Here is a 17,071-nt window from a genome sequence, read left to right on the forward strand (position 1 = left end):
TGCGTCGGGAAATGATGTATAGTATAATGATATGCCCCATTTTGGGCAATTATTGAAGGATCATAGAGAGGGTTCGGCATGAATCGTACACTGGAACATATCCTCCCGCGGGTGCAGAAGCCCGCCCGCTATACCGGGGGAGAATATAACGCGGTGGTCAAGGACCGCCGCAGCGTGGATGTGCGCTACGCACTGTGCTTCCCCGATACGTATGAGATCGGCATGTCCAATCTGGGCATGCGCATCCTCTACGGCGTGATGAACGAGATGGACGGCGTGTGGTGCGAGCGGGTGTTCGCCCCCTGGCTGGATATGGAGGAGGAGATGCGCCGGGAGGGCATCCCCCTGTACGGCCTGGAGAGCGGGGATTCCATCGCCGATTTTGACCTGATCGGCTTCTCCCTGGGCTATGAGATGGCCTACAGCAATGTGCTCAACATGCTGGACCTGGCCGGGCTGCCCCTGCGCAGCGAGGAGCGGTACGGCCTGTCTCCCATCGTGGTGGCGGGCGGCACCTGCGCCTACAACCCGGAGCCCCTGGCCCCCTTCGTGGACCTGTTCGTGCTGGGCGAAGGGGAGGAGGTCAGCCAGGACATCATCCACCTGTACCGCAAGGCCCGGGACGAGTACTGGAGCAAGGAGGAGTTCCTGACCGCCGCCGCCCAGATCCCCGGCGTCTACGTGCCCTCTCTGTATCAGGTGTCCTACAGGAGCGACGGCACCCTGGAATCGGTGACCCCCACCGAAGGGGCCCCGGCGGTAGTGACCAAGCGGATCGTGCAGGACTTTAATCACAGCTATTTTCCGGTCAAGACCATCGTGCCCTCCACCGAGATCGTCCACGACCGGGTGATGCTGGAGCTGTTCCGGGGCTGCATCCGGGGCTGCCGGTTCTGCCAGGCGGGGTACGCCTACCGGCCGGTCCGGGCCCGTGACCCGGAGATCCTCATTCAGCAGGGCATCGAGGGCTGCAAGGATTCCGGCTATCAGGAGATGACCCTGTCCTCCCTATCCACCAGCGACTACCGCCCCCTGGAGCAGCTGTGCGACGGCCTGCTGGAGTGGTGTGAGCCCAACAAGGTGTCCCTGTCCCTGCCCTCCCTGCGGGCGGACAACTTCTCCCTGGGCCTGATGGAGCGGGTGCAGCATGTCCGCAAGTCGGGCCTCACCTTTGCCCCCGAGGCGGGCACCCAGCGCCTGCGGGACGCCATCAACAAGAACGTCACGGAGGAGGACCTGCTCCGCTCCTGCCGCACCGCCTTCTCCGGCGGCTGGAGCAGCGTGAAGCTGTACTTCATGCTGGGCCTGCCCACCGAGACCGACGAGGACGTGCTGGGCATTGCCGATCTGGCGGAGAAGGTGTACCAGGCCTGGAAGGAGACCACCCCCAACCCCAAGCGGGGCGTGACCATCACCGTGTCCACCGCCTGGTTCGTACCCAAGCCCCACACCGCCTTCCAGTGGGAGCCCCAGATCTCCATGGAGGAGTACCAGCGGCGGGTGAAGCTGCTGCGGGAGCACATGCGGGGCCGGTCCATCAAATACAACTGGCACGACTCCCAGACCAGCTTTCTGGAGGCGGTCTTTGCCCGGGGCGACCGGAAGGTGGCCGAGGTCATCGAGTACGCCTGGCGCCACGGCGCCAAGTTCGACGCCTGGAGCGAGGGCTTCGATTTTGACCGCTGGCTGGAGGCGTTCCGGGCCTGCGGCGTGGACCCCGCCTTCTACGCCAACCGCACCCGGGACAAGGACGAGCTGTTCCCCTGGGACGTGACCTCCGTGGGTGTGTCCCGCCAGTTCCTGTGGCGGGAGCGGGAGCGGGCCTATGAGGCGGTCATCACCCCCGACTGCCGGGCCAAATGCTCCGGCTGCGGCGCCAATCACTTCTGCCCGGGAGGGAAATGCGATGCATAGACTGGCCTTTTCCAAGGCGGACACCGCCAAATTTATTTCCCACCTGGACCTGATGCGCACCTTCCAGCGGTCCTTCCTCCGGGCGGGCATCGTCATCAAGCACACCGAGGGCTTCAATCCCCACGCCTTCGTGTCCATCCCCCTGCCCCTGTCGGTGGGCTTTTCCAGCTCCTGCGAGGTGCTGGAGTGCCAGGTGCTGAACACCCCGCTGGATGAGGTGCCGGCCAGAATGAACGCCGCTCTCCCTGCCGGCATCACCGTCCACCGCTGCTATGAGGCGGCGCGGCCGGTGAAGGAGCTGAGCTATGTCAACTACATCGTCACCATGGAATATGAGACGGGAGCCCCCTTCGGGGCGGAATCCGCCATCCGGGACCTGCTGGCCCGGGATTCCCTGGTGATGGAGAAGCGGAGCAAGAAGGCCAAGAGCGGCAAGGTGGAGGTGGACCTGATCCCCCTGATCCGCCAGGCCACAGTGGAGGAGCGGCGGGATACCATCGCCCTGGACCTGATCCTGAAGGCCCAGAACCCCGGCCTGAACCCGGAGCTGGTGGTGGCGGCCATCCGGCAGCACTGCCCCGACGCCTCTCCGGACTATGTGAGCTTCCACCGCCGGGCAGTACTGGACGAAGGACTGCAACCCTGGGAATAAGCAAAATGGCCGCCGAAGGCGGCCATTTTTTATGGGTCCCGCAGGATATCTTCCAGCAGATCGTCCATCTGGGGATAGGAAAGCACCGCCTGCCGGATGCCTGCGTATTGAGCCAGCCGCAGCTTTTTGCGGATGGACCCGGCGTCGTCAAAGAGGACGAAGTGAGCGCCGTTTTCCCGGGACATGTAGGTAAAGTAGTGGGCGCACAGCTCGGTGGAGAAAAACACGGAGGGGGAGCGTTCCTCCAGCATGGCACCCAGCTGTTCCCGGGTCAGGGGCCGGCCCTGGCCGTCGGGGGAGGGGAGAAAGAAGTCCTCCGCCACCCGCTCCACCGCCAGCGCGATCCGGTTTGCCCCGTACCGCTCCGCCGCCTCCTGGAGCCGCTGGGCCAGAGAACCGCCGGACAGGGCGGAGGAGATGAGCACCCTGGCGGAGGAGGTGTGGGGGCCGTAGGCCTCGGGCACATAGAGGGGCCAGTTCCGCTTCTGGAGCAGCCCCTCCAGCTCCCGGACCACCTGGATCAGCAGGGGGAAGGGCCGCCCCTCGAAGTCGCACAGCACGCCGTTGAAGCCCCGGGCGGCGCACTCCCGCAGCACCTCCTGACAGAAGGGACCGCTCTCTCCCCGGCCGTCGAAGCCGGTGCAGTCCACCGCCATCAGACCGCCCCGCACCGGCAGGGGCAGATTGGCCCGGAACAGGTGGGGGCCGCCTCCCACCCGGTAGGCGGCGTGGGCCACCGGCAGCCCGAAGCGCATGGCCGCCCGGCAGTCCGACGGCGGCGCGGTGAGGATCAGTTCGTATTTTCCTTGCATATTCCAGGTACCCCCTTGTCCATGCTGAGAGAAATGTGTATAATTCTATGCGGACCAATTTCCAAATAGACGAGGTGAGACCATGGCTTTTTCCCTGACGGCCCACTGGACCGGGCGGAGCATCTATGACATCGACCCGGCGGCCCTGGCCAAGCGGGGAATCCGGCTGCTGCTGGCCGACCTGGACAACACCCTGGTGCCCTACGGGGTGCCGGAGCCCACCGGGCAGGTGCGGGAGTGGAACCGGGCGCTGGCGGAGCATGGCGTCACCTTGTTCGTCCTGTCCAATAACCGGCATCCCGGGCGGCCGGAGCGCTTTTCCAACGCCCTGGGAGTCCCCTTCATCGGCCATGCCGGCAAGCCCAAGCCCGGCTCCTTTTACAAAGCCATGGAGCGGATGGGCTGCACGGCCGAGCAGACCGCCATCGTGGGGGACCAGATCTTTACCGATATCCTGGGCGGGCGGAACGCCGGGGTGTTCACCCTGCTGGTGGAGCCCATCCGCCTGGCGGGCAACCCCGGCCGCTATCTGCGGTACGCCGTGGAGTGGCCCTTCCGCGCCCTGACGAAAAGGAGAACGAGACCACTATGAGCGCCAAATTCGGACCGGCGGGCAACGCCGCGTCCTTTCCCTATAAATCCTCCGTGGACGCCCCCCGCTGGCTGGCGGGGCTGGGCCTGGACTGCTACGAGTACCAGTGCGGCAAGGGCGTCAACGTGGGGGAGGAGACCGCCCGGAAGGTGGGGGCGGCGGCAAAGGAGGCCGGGATCTCCCTGTCCCTCCACGCGCCTTACTTCATCAATCTTGCCAATCCCGACCCGGACAGCCTGAAAAAGACCATCGGCTACATCACCGCAGCCTGCCAGGCGGCGGACTGGATGGGAGCCACCCGGGTGGTCATCCACTCCGGGGCCCTGATGAAGCGCACCAGGAGAGAGGCCCAGGACATCGCCTTAAAATCCCTGAAAGAGGTGGTGGCCGCCTGCGACGGCGCCGGCTTCGGCCACATCACCCTGTGCCCGGAGACCATGGGCAAGATCAATCAGCTGGGGGATCTGGACGAGGTGCTGGAGCTGTGTACTCTGGATGAGCGCCTCACCCCCTGCGTGGACTTCGGCCACCTGTACGCCCGCTCCCTGGGGGAGCTGGAGGGCCGGGAGGCCTGTGTGCGGATGCTGGACCGCATCGCAGCGGTGCTGGGGGAGGAGCGGGCCAGCCGCTTCCACAGCCACTTTTCCAAGATCCAGTTCACCCCCAACGGGGGCGAGAAGATGCACCTGACCTTTGACCAGACCGACTTCGGGCCGGACCCGGAGCCGCTGATGGCGGAGGTGGCCCGCCGGGGCTGGAGCCCCACCTTCATCTGCGAGAGCGCGGGCACCCAGGCCGAGGATGCGGTGACCATGAAACAGTTATATCAAGGGGCCTTATAAGGCTCTTTTGATGAGAAAGGAAGTCTTTGTCATGAATCATCTGAAACAAATCGCAGCCAAGCTGGACGAGTACGGCCTGGACGGAATGCTTATCATGAGCGATCCCGGGGAATACTATGCCATCGGCTTCCACGGCGAGGGCGCCGTGGTGGTCACCAAGGCGGAGTGCCGCTACTTCACCGATTCCCGCTACATCGAGGCGGCTGAGAAGCTGGTCACCGGCGCCAGGATCACCATGACCTCCGCCTCCGCCGCCCAGAAGCCCCTGATCATCCGGGCGGTGGAGGAGCTGGGAATCAAGAAGCTGGGCTTCGAGGACGGCTATCTCACCGTGGCCGCCTTCCGGGACTATGAGGCCGCCCTGCCCTGTGAGCTGGTGCCCGCCCAGAAGCTGCTGAACACCCTCCGGGCCGCCAAGGACGAGGAGGAGATCGCCCTGATGAAGAAGGCCCAGGAGATCACCGACCAGGCCTTCGACGCCATCCTGAAGTTCATCCAGCCCGGCATGACCGAGCAGGAGATCGCCGCCCGGCTCCAGTACGAGATGCTGTGCCGGGGGGCGGAGAAGATGAGCTTCGACCCCATCGTGGCCTCCGGCCCCAACGGGAGCAAGCCCCACGCCATCCCCAGCGAGAAGAAGGTGCAGAAGGGCGAGTTCATCACCATGGACTTCGGCTGCAAGGTGGGGGGCTACTGCTCCGACATGACCCGCACCGTCGCTCTGGGCGAGCCCACCGAGGAGATGCGCAAGGTGTATGACATCGTGCTGAAGGCCCAGCTGGCTGGCATCGCCAAGGCAAAGGCGGGCGTGCCCGGCAAGGAGGTCCACCAGACCGCCGCCAAGGTCATCGAGGAGGCGGGCTACGGCCCCTACTTCGGCCACGGCTTCGGCCACAGCGTGGGCATCGAGATCCACGAGGCCCCCAACGCCAACGGCCGGGACGAGACCCCCATGCCCGTGGGCGCCGTGGTGTCCGCCGAGCCCGGCATCTATCTGCCCGGCAAATTCGGCGTGCGCATTGAAGATGTGATCATTTATTCCGCCGAGGGCAATGTGGATATCACCAAATCGCCCAAAGAACTGATTATTCTGTAAAAAGCCTTGCAAACAGAGGAATAATAGGGTAAAATAGCTTAGCTGAATTTTTGAATACCTTTTTGGAGGATGAATAGTAATGCCTACGATTACTGCCAGTGATTTCCGCAACGGTGTGACCTTCGAGATGGACGGTCAGGTCATGCAGGTGGTGGAGTTCCAGCACGTCAAGCCCGGTAAGGGTGCCGCCTTCGTCCGCACCAAGATGAAGAACGTCATCACCGGCGGCGTGACCGAGACCTCCTTCAACCCCACCGCCAAGTTCGAGCAGGCCTATGTGGAGCGCAAGGACATGGAGTACAGCTACAACGACGGCGACCTGTACTACTTCATGGACCCCGAGACCTACGACCTGGTGCCCATCGGCGCCGAGCTGCTGGGCGACAACTTCCGCTTCGTGAAGGAGAACATGGTGTGCAAGATCAACTCCTACAAGGGCAAGATCTTCGCCGTTGAGCCTCCCACCTTCGTGGAGCTGGAGGTCACCGAGACCGATCCCGGCTTCAAGGGCGACACCGCCACCAACGTGACCAAGCCCGCCACTCTGGAGACCGGCGCCGAGATCAAGGTGCCCCTGTTCATCAACCCCGGCGACAAGATCAAGATCGACACGAGAACTGGTGAATATCTGGAGCGTTGTAAGGCATAAGAGCGCCTGCTGACGAAAAGGAGAGCTTATCATGACGATTTCTGAGAAGGTCGCGTACCTGAAGGGCCTGGCTGAGGGCCTGAACATCGACACCGAGAAGTCCAAGGAGGGCAAGCTGATCTCCGTGATGATCGGCATCCTGGAGGAGATCGGGATGTCCATCGAGGACCTGGAGGAGAACACCGAGGCTCTGGGCGAGGAGATCGACGCCATTTCCGACGATCTGTCCGACGTGGAGAAGGTCGTGTATGACGACGAGGACGAGGACGACGACGACGAGTGCTGCTGCGACGACGACGATTTCTTCGAGGTGGAGTGCCCCAACTGCGGGGAGACCCTGATGATCGACGAGTCCGTGCTGGAGGAGGGCGTGATCCAGTGCCCCGGCTGCAAGCAGAAGTTCGCTCTGGACCTGTCCGATGACTGCTGCTGCGAGGATGAGGATGACGGCTGTGACTGCGGCTGCGGCTGTGAGGATCATCACGAGGAGTAAGTTTCCGAGCTGTAAGAAAGAGGGGATGGCGTGAGCCATCCCCTTTTTGCGTATATTTGTGAAAAATGGCAAAGCCCATCCCTTGCGTGTTTGCCGTATGCCGTAGTATAATAAGGCGGCTGAATTAGACAAGTTTAACCTTACGGATTTAGAGCGGATGGGAGAAGCATGAACACGGAAAAAACGAAAACAAGCCAACGGACCCTGGAGGAGCTACAGCCCGGAGAGCACGGTACCATTCTTCAGGTGGGCAACGAGAGCGGACCGGTGAAGCGCCGGCTGGTGGATATGGGCCTGACCCCCGGCACGGTGGTCACCGTGCGGAAGGTGGCCCCCTTCGGCGACCCGCTGGAGCTGAATCTGAGAGGGTATGAGCTGTCCCTGCGCAAGGCGGACGCGGCTCAGATCCTCATTGCCACCGGAGAGGAAGGGGAGCGCCGGGCCAAGGTGCGCAAGCAGCGCATGGGTATGGTGCAGCACATCCCCGACGAGGAGACCCTCCGCCGGATGGACGCCGACCACGCCCATGAGGCCTCCGAGCACGGCGGCGAGCCGGACTACGCCAGCCACGACACCCGGGAGATGAAGCTGGCCCTGGTGGGCAACCCCAACTGCGGCAAGACCACCCTCTTCAACGCCCTCACCGGCTCCAACCAGTACGTGGGCAACTGGCCCGGCGTGACGGTGGAGAAGAAGGAGGGCAAGGCCGAGGTGGACGGCAAGCCGGTGACGGTGGTGGACCTGCCCGGTATCTACTCCCTGTCCCCCTACTCCATGGAGGAGATTGTGGCCCGGGACTTCATCGTGGGGGAGCGGCCCGATGCCATCATCGACATCATCGACGCCACCAACATCGAGCGCAACCTGTACCTCACCGCCCAGCTGCTGGAGCTGGAGCGGCCCATGGTCATCGCCCTGAACTTCATGGACGAGGTGGAGAAGCACGGAGACAAGATCGACGTGGAGGGCCTGTCCCGGTCCCTGGGGGTGCCTGTCATCCCCATCACCGCCCGGTCGGGCCAGAACATCCACGAGCTGCTGGAGGTGGCCCACAAGCAGATGCACGTGGGCGTCACTGTGGAGCCCGACGACCTGTACGACGACTTCACCCACCAGATCCACCACAAGGTGGGCGAGCTGATCCACGACAAGGCCTACGCCGCCAACATCCCCGCCCACTGGGCCTCCATCAAGCTCATTGAGGGGGATTCCCTGGTGGAGAAGGCCCTGGGCCTGGATGAGGACACCAAGGCCAAGCTGGAGGCGGTGTGCCGGGAGTACGAGAGCGCCTATGAGCTGGGCGACCGGGAGACCCTCATCGCCGACGCCCGGTATCAGTTCATCCAGAAGGTGGTGGGGGTCTGCGTCAAACGGGGCCGGCCTCTGGGCACCCCCACCCTGTCCGACCGGGTGGACGCCATCGTTACCCACAAATTCCTGGCCGTCCCGGTATTTCTGCTGATGATGCTGGCCATGTTCGCCCTCACCTTCGGCCCCGGCCAGGTACTGGCCGACGGGGTGGATTTCCTCATCAGCAACTGCTTTGCCCAGTGGGTCCGGGGCCTTCTGGCCGCCGCCGGTACCGCACCCTGGGTGGAGGCCCTGCTGGTGGACGGCGTCATCGCAGGCGTGGGCGGCGTACTCACTTTCCTGCCCCAGATCGCGATCCTGTTTATCTTCCTGTCCTTCCTGGAGGACTCCGGCTACATGTCCCGGGCGGCCTTCATCATGGACCGGCTGCTCCGCCGGTTTGGCCTGTCCGGCAAGGCATTTATCCCCATGCTGATGGGCTTCGGCTGCACCGTGCCCGCCGTCATGGGCGCCCGTACCATGGAAAATGAGCGGGACCGCCGTATGACCATCATGCTGGTGCCCTTCATGTCCTGCTCCGCCCGGCTGCCGGTGTACGGCCTGCTCACTGCCGCCTTCTTCCCCAGGTATGGCGGACTGGTGGTGTTCTCCCTGTACCTGCTGGGCCTGATCTTCGCCATCATCTCCGGCATCCTGCTGAAGAAGCTGGTGTTCAAGGGAGAGCCTGCCGCCTTCGTGCTGGAGCTGCCTCCCTACCGCCTGCCCACCCTGAAGAACATCACCCTCCACGTGTGGGAGAAGGTGAAGGGCTTCCTCATCAAGGCAGGCACCCTGATCCTGGCCATGAGCGTGCTGCTGTGGTTCCTCAAGACCTTCGGTGTGGAGAACGGCGCCTTCTGCATGGTGTCCAACGCCCAGCACTCCATCCTGGGCCATATCGGCTCCTTCCTGGCCCCCGCCTTTATCCCCATGGGCTTCGGCACCTGGCAGGCCGCGGTGGCCCTCCTCTCCGGCCTCATCGCCAAGGAGATGGTGGTGTCCTCCATGAGCATGTTCTACGGCTTCTCCATGACCGCCAGCGGCGCCACCATCGCCGCCGCCCTGGGCGGCACCTTCCAGAGCCCTCTGGCCGCCTACTCCTTCCTGGTGTTCGTGCTGCTCTACGTCCCCTGTGTGGCGGCGGTGTCCACCATCCGCAAGGAGATGAACTCCATGAAGTGGACCCTGGCCTCCATCGGCTGGCAGCTGTGCGCCGCCTGGATCGGCTCCTTCCTGGTGTACCAGATCGGCTCCCTGTTTCTGAGGTAATACGATGCTCAAGATTTTGATCTACATCGGGGTGGCCGCCCTTATCATCTGGGCGGCGGTCTACCTCATCTACCGGTTCCATCAGAGCCTGAAGGGCAAGCGGGGCTGTGACTGCGGCGGCTGCTCCAGCTGCCCCCACACCTACTGCCGCCACCGGAAAACGAAGTAAAAGGAGGAACTCTCTCATGGACGACCAACGCAAACAGCTCCAGGACTGGATCAGCGAAAGCTCCAACATCGTCTTTTTCGGCGGGGCCGGGGTGTCCACCGAGAGCGGCATCCCAGACTTCCGCAGCGTGGACGGCCTGTACAACCAGCAGTACAAGTACCCCCCGGAGACCATCCTGAGCCATACTTTCTTTGAACGCAATCCGGAGGAATTCTATCGCTTCTACCGCAACAAGATGCTCTTTCCCGACGCCAAACCCAACGCCGCCCATCTGAAGCTGGCGGAGCTGGAGCGGGCGGGGAAGCTGAAGGCGGTGGTGACCCAGAACATCGACGGCCTCCATCAGGCGGCGGGCAGCGTCACCGTGTATGAGCTCCACGGCTCGGTCCACCGGAACTACTGCATGAAGTGCCATCAGTTCTATGACCTGGACTTCATGATGAAAAGCCAGGGCGTGCCCCATTGCCCGGTGTGCGGCGGGGTCATCAAGCCCGACGTGGTGCTCTACGAGGAGTCCCTGGACCAGGAGACCATCGAGGCCGCCGTGCTGGCCATCTCCCGGGCGGATATGCTCATCATCGGCGGCACCTCCCTGGCAGTGTACCCGGCGGCGGGCCTCATCCGCTACTACCGGGGGAACAAGCTGACCCTCATCAACAAAAGCCCCACTCCCTACGATATGGAGGCCGATTTGGTCATCAACCGGCCCATCGGGGAAGTGCTGGGTGCCATTCAGATATAAGTGAAGGGCGTCCTCTGTGGACGCCCTTCACTTATTGAAAGACGATAAAAACTGTGGTATGATACCGGAAAAGGAGGGGATCGCCATGGAGCGGACCGGCGTGCAGAAGCTGGCGGCGACGCTGAAGGTACTGGTGACCATTACACTTGTGTGCAACCTGATCGCCCTGCTGCTGGTGCCGGGCATGAGCCTGCTGAAGGGCGCGGAGGGGCTGCTGTCCCTGATGCTCCATGGGAATCCACTGAGCTTCTTTGCAGCAAGCTGGGGCCGGGTGTGGCGGGCAGGGGCCTATGAGACGGTTTTGACCCTGTTCCTTCTGTTCTGCGGGATGTGCACCGCGGTGGTGCTGTGGCAGTCCCGGCGGGTACTGGACACCGTTTTAGCGGGCAACCCCTTTCAGATGGTCAACAGCAAAAGCCTGCGCTGCTCGGCGGTGTGCAGCTTCCTCATTTCCGCTGCCGCCCTGGTGCGGCTGATCTGGGGGCTGGCCTATTACGGCGGCATCGGGCCCCTGCTGACCTACAACGCCCTGTTCATTCCCGTGTTCTTCATGGCGGGGCTGCTCTGCCTGGTGATGTCCGCCCTGTTCCGCCAGGCGGCGGAGCTGAAGGCGGAGAACGATCTCACCATTTAGGGGGGTGGAGCTATGCCGATCATTGTCAACCTGGATGTGATGATGGCCAAGCGGAAGATGAGCCTCAACGAGCTGTCCGCCAAGGTGGACATCACCCTGGCCAATCTGTCCATTTTAAAGAACAACCACGCCAAGGCGGTGCGCTTCACCACCCTGGAGGCCATCTGCAAGGCCCTGGACTGCCAGCCCGGGGATTTATTGGAGTATGTACCGGAGGAATCGTCGGATTCCGGAACTTAGGGGATGCATCTGCCTGCCCGGTATGGTATAATCCAGTTACCCAAATTTTTGACAGGGAGGAACCGGGATGAAGCAGGATATGATCCTTATTTTGGACCTGGGCAGCGCCCAGAACGCGCAGCTGGCCCGAGAGATCCGGGCGCTGGGGGTATACAGTGAGATCCATCCCCATGATATTACCCTGGAGGAGCTCCACGCTCTGCCCAACGTGAAGGGTATCATTCTCAACGGCGGCCCCAACCGTGTGGTGGATGGGGTGGGGATCGACGTCTCCAAGGATATCTATAACTGCGAGGTGCCGGTGCTGCTGGCCGACCACAAGGGGGATGCACCCTGGCCGGAGGACCCGGAGGCGCGCAAACAGGCCCTGTCCAACTTCATTTTCGGCGTGTGCGGCGCCCAGGCCAACTGGAACATGGACAACTTCATCGCCGACCAGATCGAGCTGATCCGCCGCCAGGTGGGGGACAAGAAGGTGCTGCTGGCCCTGTCCGGCGGTGTGGATTCCTCTGTAGTGGCCGCCCTTCTGATCCGGGCCATCGGCAAGCAGCTGACCTGCGTCCACGTCAACCACGGCCTGCTCCGCAAGGGTGAGCCGGAGCAGGTGGTGCAGGTGTTCCGCCACGAGATGGACGCCAACCTGATCTATGTGGATGCGGTGGACCGGTTCCTGGACAAGCTGGCCGGGGTATCCGACCCGGAGCGCAAGCGGAAGATCATCGGCGAGGAGTTCATCCGGGTCTTTGACGAGGAGGCCCGCAAGCTGGAGGGGATCTCCTTCCTGGGCCAGGGCACCATCTACCCTGACATTATCGAGAGCGGCACCAAGACCGTGAAGGCGGTGAAGAGCCACCACAACGTGGGCGGCCTGCCGGAGGACCTGGACTTCGAGCTGGTGGAGCCCCTGAAGATGCTCTTCAAGGACGAGGTGCGGGCCTGCGGCAAGGCCCTGGGCCTGCCCGACAACATGGTGTACCGCCAGCCCTTCCCCGGCCCCGGCCTGGGGGTGCGCTGCCTGGGGGCTATCACCCGGGACCGGCTGGAGGCGGTGCGGGAATCCGACGCCATCCTCCGGGAGGAGTTTGCCAAGAACGGCCTGGAGGGCAAGGTGTGGCAGTACTTTACCATCATCCCCGACGTGAAGAGCGTAGGTGTCCGGGACGGCAAGCGGGCCGACGAGTGGCCGGTCGTCATCCGTGCCGTCAATACCGTGGACGCCATGACCGCCACGGTGGAGAACGTGCCCTTCGAGCTGCTCCAGCATATTACAGACCGCATCACCCACGAGGTGAAGGGGGTCAACCGGGTCCTCTATGACCTGACGCCCAAGCCCACCGGCACCATCGAATGGGAGTAAATCTTTGAAAAAAGCCGCAAAGCCTTGCCATGCAAGACTTTGCGGCTTTTTTATTTGCCATGTGCACTTTATGCCTGCATTCGCCGGGTACCGGGGTGGCTGTACATATGCCGGTGGGAGAAAAAAGAAAACTGACAGTTTCAAATATTACAACTAAACGTTCTTTTTTTAGGATTTACTTAAAAAGTGAAAAGTATATAATGAAACCAGGGATTAGGACTAGAATTTTAGGAGGTTTTACCATGAAAAAGAAGCTTGCTCTTGCCACAGTCATCGCGCTTACCTTGGGCATCTGTTCCGGCTGCGGAGGCGGCGGAGGCGGCACCGCAGACACAGGCAACTCCGGACAGCCGTCCGGCTCCGACGGCGAGGAGACCCTGGTGGTGTATACCGCCAGAAGTGAAAGTCTGAACAACGCGGTCATCGGAAACTTTGAGGCGGATACCGGGATCCACGTGGAAGTGGTCACCGGCGGCACCGGCGAGGTGCTCAAGCGGGTGCAGAATGAGGCGGCCAACCCCCAGGGCGACATCTGCTGGGCGGCTGACGAGGCCATGCTCAAGGACTATGCCGACTGCTTCGAGCCCTATGTCTCCCCTGAGGACGCCAACATGATGGAGGGCTACAAGAACACCAGCGGCTATTCCTCTCCGGCCTTCTGCGATCCCACGGTCTTTATCGTAAATACGGATCTGGCGGGCGATATCGAGATCAACGGCTTTGAGGACCTGCTGAATCCCGAGCTGAAGGGCAAGATCGCCGCCGGCGACCCCGTCAACTCCAGCTCTGCGTTCCAGTGCCTGATCGCCGGCCTGTATGACATGGGCAACGGCGATCCCCTGTCCGACGCGGCATGGGAGTGGGCCCAGGCTCTGGTGAACAACCTGGACGGCGTCAGCCTGAACAGCTCTTCGCAGGTCTACAAGGGCGTGGCCGAAGGGGAGTACGTCGTGGGCCTGACCTGGGAGGATCCCGCCGCCGCCTATGTGCGGGACGGCGTGGCGGTGAAGGTGGTATTCCCTGAGGAGGGCGCCCTCATGTCCGGCCAGTGCGTCTCCATCATCAAGGGCGCGCCCCACATGGACAACGCCAAGAAGTTTGTGGACTACATGCTGAGCGAAGCCTGTCAGAACTATGTGGGTCAGAACCTGACGGTGCGCCCCCTGCGGGAAGGCGCCACCCTGAACGACAGCCTGATCCCCTGGGATTCCATCACCCCGCTGGAGAGCTATGACGGCGTTTGGGTGGCGGAGAACAAGAGCACCATCACCGAGCGGTACAGCGAGTGCCTGGAGAACGCTACCTGATCCGATCAGCCGAACAACAAGCAACGAGCGGGCCTGCGGTCTTACATCGCAGGCCCCCCTTATTCACAACCGAGGGAAAGAGGAGGGTGATCCCGCTATGGGTGCCACGATCACGATTGAAAATGCCGTCAAACGGTATGGAAATGATACCATCATCAACGGACTTTCTCTGGAAGTCAGGCCGGGAGAATTCTTCACGCTGCTCGGTCCCTCCGGATGCGGCAAGACCACGCTGCTGCGTATGATTATCGGCTTCAACTCCATTGAAGGCGGGACTTTCCGGATCAATGACCGGGTGATCAACGATATCCCCACAAACAAGCGGAACATCGGTATGGTCTTTCAGAACTACGCGGTGTTCCCCCACATGTCGGTTTTTGACAACGTGGCCTTTGGCCTGAAAAACCGCAAGCTCCCCAAGAATGAGATCCAGGAGAAGGTGGACCGGATCCTGAAGGTGGTCAAGATCGACCATCTGAAGGACCGGATGCCTGCCAAGCTGTCAGGCGGACAGCAGCAGCGGGTGGCGCTGGCCCGGGCCATCGTCATCGAGCCGGAGGTGCTGCTGATGGATGAGCCCCTCTCCAACCTGGACGCCAAGCTGCGGGTGGAGATGCGCAACGCCATCAAGCGGATCCAGCAGCAGTTCGGAATCACCACCGTCTACGTCACCCACGATCAGGAGGAGGCCCTGGCGGTCTCCGACCGGATCGCCGTCATGAACAACGGTGTGATCCAGCAGATCGACGTGCCCTCCCGGATCTATCAGCGCCCGGTCAATCAGTTTGTCTCCAATTTTATCGGCCTGTCCAACTTCCTGAAGGCGAAGGTCAAAGCGGAAGGGGGCCAGCTCTGCCTGGCCTTCCAGGATGCGCCCTCCTATCTGGTCCCCATGCACAATCTGCGGAAGGACGTGTCGGACGGCATGGATGTGCTGGTGGCCATCCGGCCGGAGGAATTTGAGCTGTCCAGGAGCGGGGGAGCGGGCATATCGGCCACCGTTCAGAACAGCGTGTTCCTGGGCACCTCCACCCACTATTTCCTGAAACTGCAGGGCGGGCAGGAGGTAGAGGCCATCCAGAGCACCGATGTGTGGGAGATCATTCCCAATGGGACCCAGGTGTGGCTGACTGCGAAAGCCAAGCAGATCAACGTATTTACGCCGGACGGAAGTGAGGCCCTGGTGGTTCGGGAGGAATTGCTATGAGGTACGCGGGAGAGAAACGGTTCAATGTCTGGACCGTGCTGACGCTGATCCTCCTGGCTCTGTTCCTGCTCTTCGTGGTCTATCCCATCGGGATGCTGCTGACCAAAAGCCTGTTTACCGGCGGAGAACTGGATCTGAGCTATTTTGTGAAATTCTTTACCAAGAAGTACTATTGGAGCACCCTGGTGAACAGCTTCAAGGTGACCATTGCCTCCACGGCGGTGGCGGTGCTGATCGGTCTGCCCATGGCCTATCTGCTCCGCAGCATCAAGATCCCGTTTTCCGGGCTGCTGAACATCCTGATCGTCATTTCCTATCTGTCGCCCCCCTTCATCGGGGCTTATTCCTGGATCCAGCTGCTGGGCCGCAACGGATTCATTACCCGGATCCTGAACGCCATCTTCCATGTGGAGCTGGAAGGCATTTACGGGTTCCCCGGGATCGTCCTGGTGTTTTCCCTGCAATCCTTCCCCTTGATCTACATGTATGTGTCCGGCGCGCTGAAGAATCTGGACAATTCCCTGAACGAGGCGGCGGAGAGCCTGGGCTGCAGCGCCTTCCAGCGGGTGACCAAGGTGATCTTTCCCCTGGTAATGCCCTCCCTGCTGGCAGGCATGCTGCTGGTGTTCATGCGGGTATTCTCCGACTTCGGTACGCCCATGATCATCGGCGAAGGCTACAAGACCTTCCCCGTCATGCTCTACACCCAGTTCATGGGCGAGGTGGGCACCAATGACGGCTTTGCCGCCACCATGTGCATCATCGTCATCGTCATCGCCCTGATGTTCTTCTTCCTCCAGAAGATCCTGGGCCGCCGGTTTACCTACTCCATGACCGCCCTCAAGCCTATGGAGATGCGCCGGGCAACAGGCTGGCGCAAGGTGGCGTCCTATGCTGTGGTCTACATCATCACCTTCGTGGCTGCGCTGCCCCAGCTGACGGTGATCATCACCTCCTTTATCGGTACCATCAACGGCTCCCTGTTTACCGGAGAATTCACCCTGGACAACTACCGGAACATCTTTGCAAAGGGGAACACCACCGCCATCACCAACACCTACCTCTTTGGTCTGGAGGCCATTGTGGTGGTGGTGATCTGCGGCATCCTGATCTCCTACCTCAGCGTGCGCAAGCGCAGTCCGCTGACCTCCATCCTGGATGTGCTCACCATGTTCCCCTACATCATTCCCGGCTCGGTGCTGGGCATCTCGCTCCTCTGTGCCTTCAACGGCCCCCCCTTCCTGTTGGGCGGTACGGTGATCATCCTGATCGTCTCCCTCTCCATCCGGCGGATGCCCTATACCATCCGCTCCAGCACGGCCATCATCGGCCAGATCAGTCCCAGCATCGAGGAGGCGGCCATCAGCCTGGGAGCCTCCCAGGTCAAGACCTTTCTGCAGATCACCATTCCCATGATGCTGCCCGGCGTGCTGTCGGGTGCCGTCATGAGCTGGATCACCCTGATCAGTGAGCTGAGCTCGTCGGTGATCCTCTACACCAGCCGCACCATGACGCTGACTGTGGCCATCTACTCCGAGGTTATCCGCAGCAACTTCGGAAATGCGGCCGCCTATTCCACGATCCTGACATTGACCTCTATCCTCTCTTTGCTCATCTTCTTCAAGGTCTCCGGCAGCAAGGATCTGAGCGTCTGAAAGCGGGAGACGGCGCACTCCGGACGGAGTGCGCCGTTTTTATCAGCAAGGGTGTAAAAATCCCGAAGACATGATACAATGGACGGAGAAG

The 17,071-nt window shown here is 61.9% G+C and carries 17 protein-coding genes; 16 read left to right on the plus strand and 1 reads right to left on the minus strand.

Annotated features, from left to right (window positions below; all coding sequences use genetic code 11):
* The first annotated feature begins 78 nt into the window (after positions 1–78).
* The gene (locus E0E41_RS17065) at positions 79–1,914 is read left to right on the plus strand and encodes a TIGR03960 family B12-binding radical SAM protein (RefSeq protein ID WP_130871092.1); all 1,836 of its coding nucleotides are present in this window, start codon (positions 79–81) and stop codon (positions 1,912–1,914) included.
* Positions 1,907–2,566, plus strand: coding sequence for a TIGR03936 family radical SAM-associated protein (locus E0E41_RS17070; RefSeq protein WP_130871093.1), 660 nt, complete (start codon positions 1,907–1,909; stop codon positions 2,564–2,566). Before E0E41_RS17065 ends, E0E41_RS17070 begins: the two co-directional genes overlap by 8 nt.
* A gap of 29 nt (positions 2,567–2,595) precedes the next feature.
* Here E0E41_RS17070 and E0E41_RS17075 read toward each other — a convergent pair whose 3' ends face one another.
* Positions 2,596–3,378, minus strand: coding sequence for a hypothetical protein (locus tag E0E41_RS17075; protein ID WP_130871094.1), 783 nt, complete (start codon positions 3,376–3,378; stop codon positions 2,596–2,598).
* Positions 3,379–3,460: 82 nt separating this feature from the next.
* On the opposite strand from E0E41_RS17075, the gene E0E41_RS17080 reads away from it, so the two are divergent.
* The 14 genes from E0E41_RS17080 (at position 3,461) to E0E41_RS17145 (ending at position 16,980) form a co-directional block, all read left to right on the plus strand.
* A complete protein-coding gene (locus E0E41_RS17080; protein WP_130871095.1) occupies positions 3,461–3,970 on the plus strand; it encodes a YqeG family HAD IIIA-type phosphatase in 510 nt (169 codons plus the stop codon).
* Complete coding sequence (locus E0E41_RS17085; RefSeq protein WP_130871096.1) at positions 3,967–4,812, plus strand: TIM barrel protein; 846 nt, start codon at positions 3,967–3,969, stop codon at positions 4,810–4,812. Before E0E41_RS17080 ends, E0E41_RS17085 begins: the two co-directional genes overlap by 4 nt.
* 31 nt (positions 4,813–4,843) lie before the next feature.
* A complete protein-coding gene (locus E0E41_RS17090) occupies positions 4,844–5,908 on the plus strand; it encodes a M24 family metallopeptidase (RefSeq protein WP_130871097.1) in 1,065 nt (354 codons plus the stop codon).
* A gap of 79 nt (positions 5,909–5,987) precedes the next feature.
* Positions 5,988–6,557: an elongation factor P gene (gene efp / locus E0E41_RS17095; protein ID WP_130871098.1), complete on the plus strand. Its 570-nt coding sequence runs from the start codon at positions 5,988–5,990 to the stop codon at positions 6,555–6,557.
* 31 nt (positions 6,558–6,588) lie between these two features.
* On the plus strand, positions 6,589–7,050 hold the full coding sequence (locus tag E0E41_RS17100) for a CD1247 N-terminal domain-containing protein (protein WP_130871099.1): 462 nt from the start codon (positions 6,589–6,591) through the stop codon (positions 7,048–7,050).
* A gap of 168 nt (positions 7,051–7,218) precedes the next feature.
* Positions 7,219–9,669 carry a ferrous iron transport protein B gene (gene feoB, locus E0E41_RS17105; protein WP_130871100.1) on the plus strand — a complete coding sequence of 817 codons (2,451 nt, stop codon included), beginning with the start codon at positions 7,219–7,221 and terminating at the stop codon, positions 9,667–9,669.
* Between the two features lie 4 nt (positions 9,670–9,673).
* On the plus strand, positions 9,674–9,838 hold the full coding sequence (locus E0E41_RS17110) for a FeoB-associated Cys-rich membrane protein (protein WP_130871101.1): 165 nt from the start codon (positions 9,674–9,676) through the stop codon (positions 9,836–9,838).
* A gap of 16 nt (positions 9,839–9,854) precedes the next feature.
* Positions 9,855–10,580, plus strand: coding sequence for an NAD-dependent protein deacylase (locus E0E41_RS17115; RefSeq protein ID WP_130871102.1), 726 nt, complete (start codon positions 9,855–9,857; stop codon positions 10,578–10,580).
* Positions 10,581–10,665: 85 nt separating this feature from the next.
* On the plus strand, positions 10,666–11,214 hold the full coding sequence (locus E0E41_RS17120; protein ID WP_130871103.1) for a DUF2975 domain-containing protein: 549 nt from the start codon (positions 10,666–10,668) through the stop codon (positions 11,212–11,214).
* A gap of 12 nt (positions 11,215–11,226) precedes the next feature.
* Entirely contained in the window at positions 11,227–11,454 is a 228-nt protein-coding gene (locus tag E0E41_RS17125) for a helix-turn-helix domain-containing protein (RefSeq protein WP_130871104.1), read from the plus strand.
* Positions 11,455–11,521: 67 nt separating this feature from the next.
* Complete coding sequence (gene guaA, locus E0E41_RS17130; protein ID WP_130871105.1) at positions 11,522–12,811, plus strand: glutamine-hydrolyzing GMP synthase; 1,290 nt, start codon at positions 11,522–11,524, stop codon at positions 12,809–12,811.
* Positions 12,812–13,053: 242 nt separating this feature from the next.
* On the plus strand, positions 13,054–14,118 hold the full coding sequence (locus E0E41_RS17135) for an extracellular solute-binding protein (RefSeq protein WP_130871106.1): 1,065 nt from the start codon (positions 13,054–13,056) through the stop codon (positions 14,116–14,118).
* Positions 14,119–14,215: 97 nt separating this feature from the next.
* Positions 14,216–15,325, plus strand: a complete 1,110-nt coding sequence (locus E0E41_RS17140; protein WP_130871107.1) for an ABC transporter ATP-binding protein — start codon at positions 14,216–14,218, stop codon at positions 15,323–15,325.
* Complete coding sequence (locus E0E41_RS17145; protein WP_130871108.1) at positions 15,322–16,980, plus strand: ABC transporter permease; 1,659 nt, start codon at positions 15,322–15,324, stop codon at positions 16,978–16,980. The genes E0E41_RS17140 and E0E41_RS17145 overlap by 4 nt, the downstream gene beginning before the upstream one ends.
* Positions 16,981–17,071: the final 91 nt, after the last annotated feature.

This window comes from Intestinimonas massiliensis (ex Afouda et al. 2020) (genome assembly GCF_900626285.1).
In the GTDB taxonomy this organism is placed as follows: Bacteria; Bacillota; Clostridia; order Oscillospirales; family Oscillospiraceae; genus Flavonifractor; species Flavonifractor massiliensis_A.

Bases quoted from the DNA above. Each gene is read 5' to 3' on its own strand.
- E0E41_RS17065 (WP_130871092.1), top strand. From the start codon at position 79: ATGAATCGTACACTGGAACATATCCTCCCGCGGGTGCAGAAGCCCGCC.
- E0E41_RS17070 (WP_130871093.1), top strand. From the start codon at position 1,907: ATGCATAGACTGGCCTTTTCCAAGGCGGACACCGCCAAATTTATTTCC.
- E0E41_RS17075 (WP_130871094.1), bottom strand. From the start codon at position 3,378: ATGCAAGGAAAATACGAACTGATCCTCACCGCGCCGCCGTCGGACTGC.
- E0E41_RS17080 (WP_130871095.1), top strand. From the start codon at position 3,461: ATGGCTTTTTCCCTGACGGCCCACTGGACCGGGCGGAGCATCTATGAC.
- E0E41_RS17085 (WP_130871096.1), top strand. From the start codon at position 3,967: ATGAGCGCCAAATTCGGACCGGCGGGCAACGCCGCGTCCTTTCCCTAT.
- E0E41_RS17090 (WP_130871097.1), top strand. From the start codon at position 4,844: ATGAATCATCTGAAACAAATCGCAGCCAAGCTGGACGAGTACGGCCTG.
- efp (WP_130871098.1), top strand. From the start codon at position 5,988: ATGCCTACGATTACTGCCAGTGATTTCCGCAACGGTGTGACCTTCGAG.
- E0E41_RS17100 (WP_130871099.1), top strand. From the start codon at position 6,589: ATGACGATTTCTGAGAAGGTCGCGTACCTGAAGGGCCTGGCTGAGGGC.
- feoB (WP_130871100.1), top strand. From the start codon at position 7,219: ATGAACACGGAAAAAACGAAAACAAGCCAACGGACCCTGGAGGAGCTA.
- E0E41_RS17110 (WP_130871101.1), top strand. From the start codon at position 9,674: ATGCTCAAGATTTTGATCTACATCGGGGTGGCCGCCCTTATCATCTGG.
- E0E41_RS17115 (WP_130871102.1), top strand. From the start codon at position 9,855: ATGGACGACCAACGCAAACAGCTCCAGGACTGGATCAGCGAAAGCTCC.
- E0E41_RS17120 (WP_130871103.1), top strand. From the start codon at position 10,666: ATGGAGCGGACCGGCGTGCAGAAGCTGGCGGCGACGCTGAAGGTACTG.
- E0E41_RS17125 (WP_130871104.1), top strand. From the start codon at position 11,227: ATGCCGATCATTGTCAACCTGGATGTGATGATGGCCAAGCGGAAGATG.
- guaA (WP_130871105.1), top strand. From the start codon at position 11,522: ATGAAGCAGGATATGATCCTTATTTTGGACCTGGGCAGCGCCCAGAAC.
- E0E41_RS17135 (WP_130871106.1), top strand. From the start codon at position 13,054: ATGAAAAAGAAGCTTGCTCTTGCCACAGTCATCGCGCTTACCTTGGGC.
- E0E41_RS17140 (WP_130871107.1), top strand. From the start codon at position 14,216: ATGGGTGCCACGATCACGATTGAAAATGCCGTCAAACGGTATGGAAAT.
- E0E41_RS17145 (WP_130871108.1), top strand. From the start codon at position 15,322: ATGAGGTACGCGGGAGAGAAACGGTTCAATGTCTGGACCGTGCTGACG.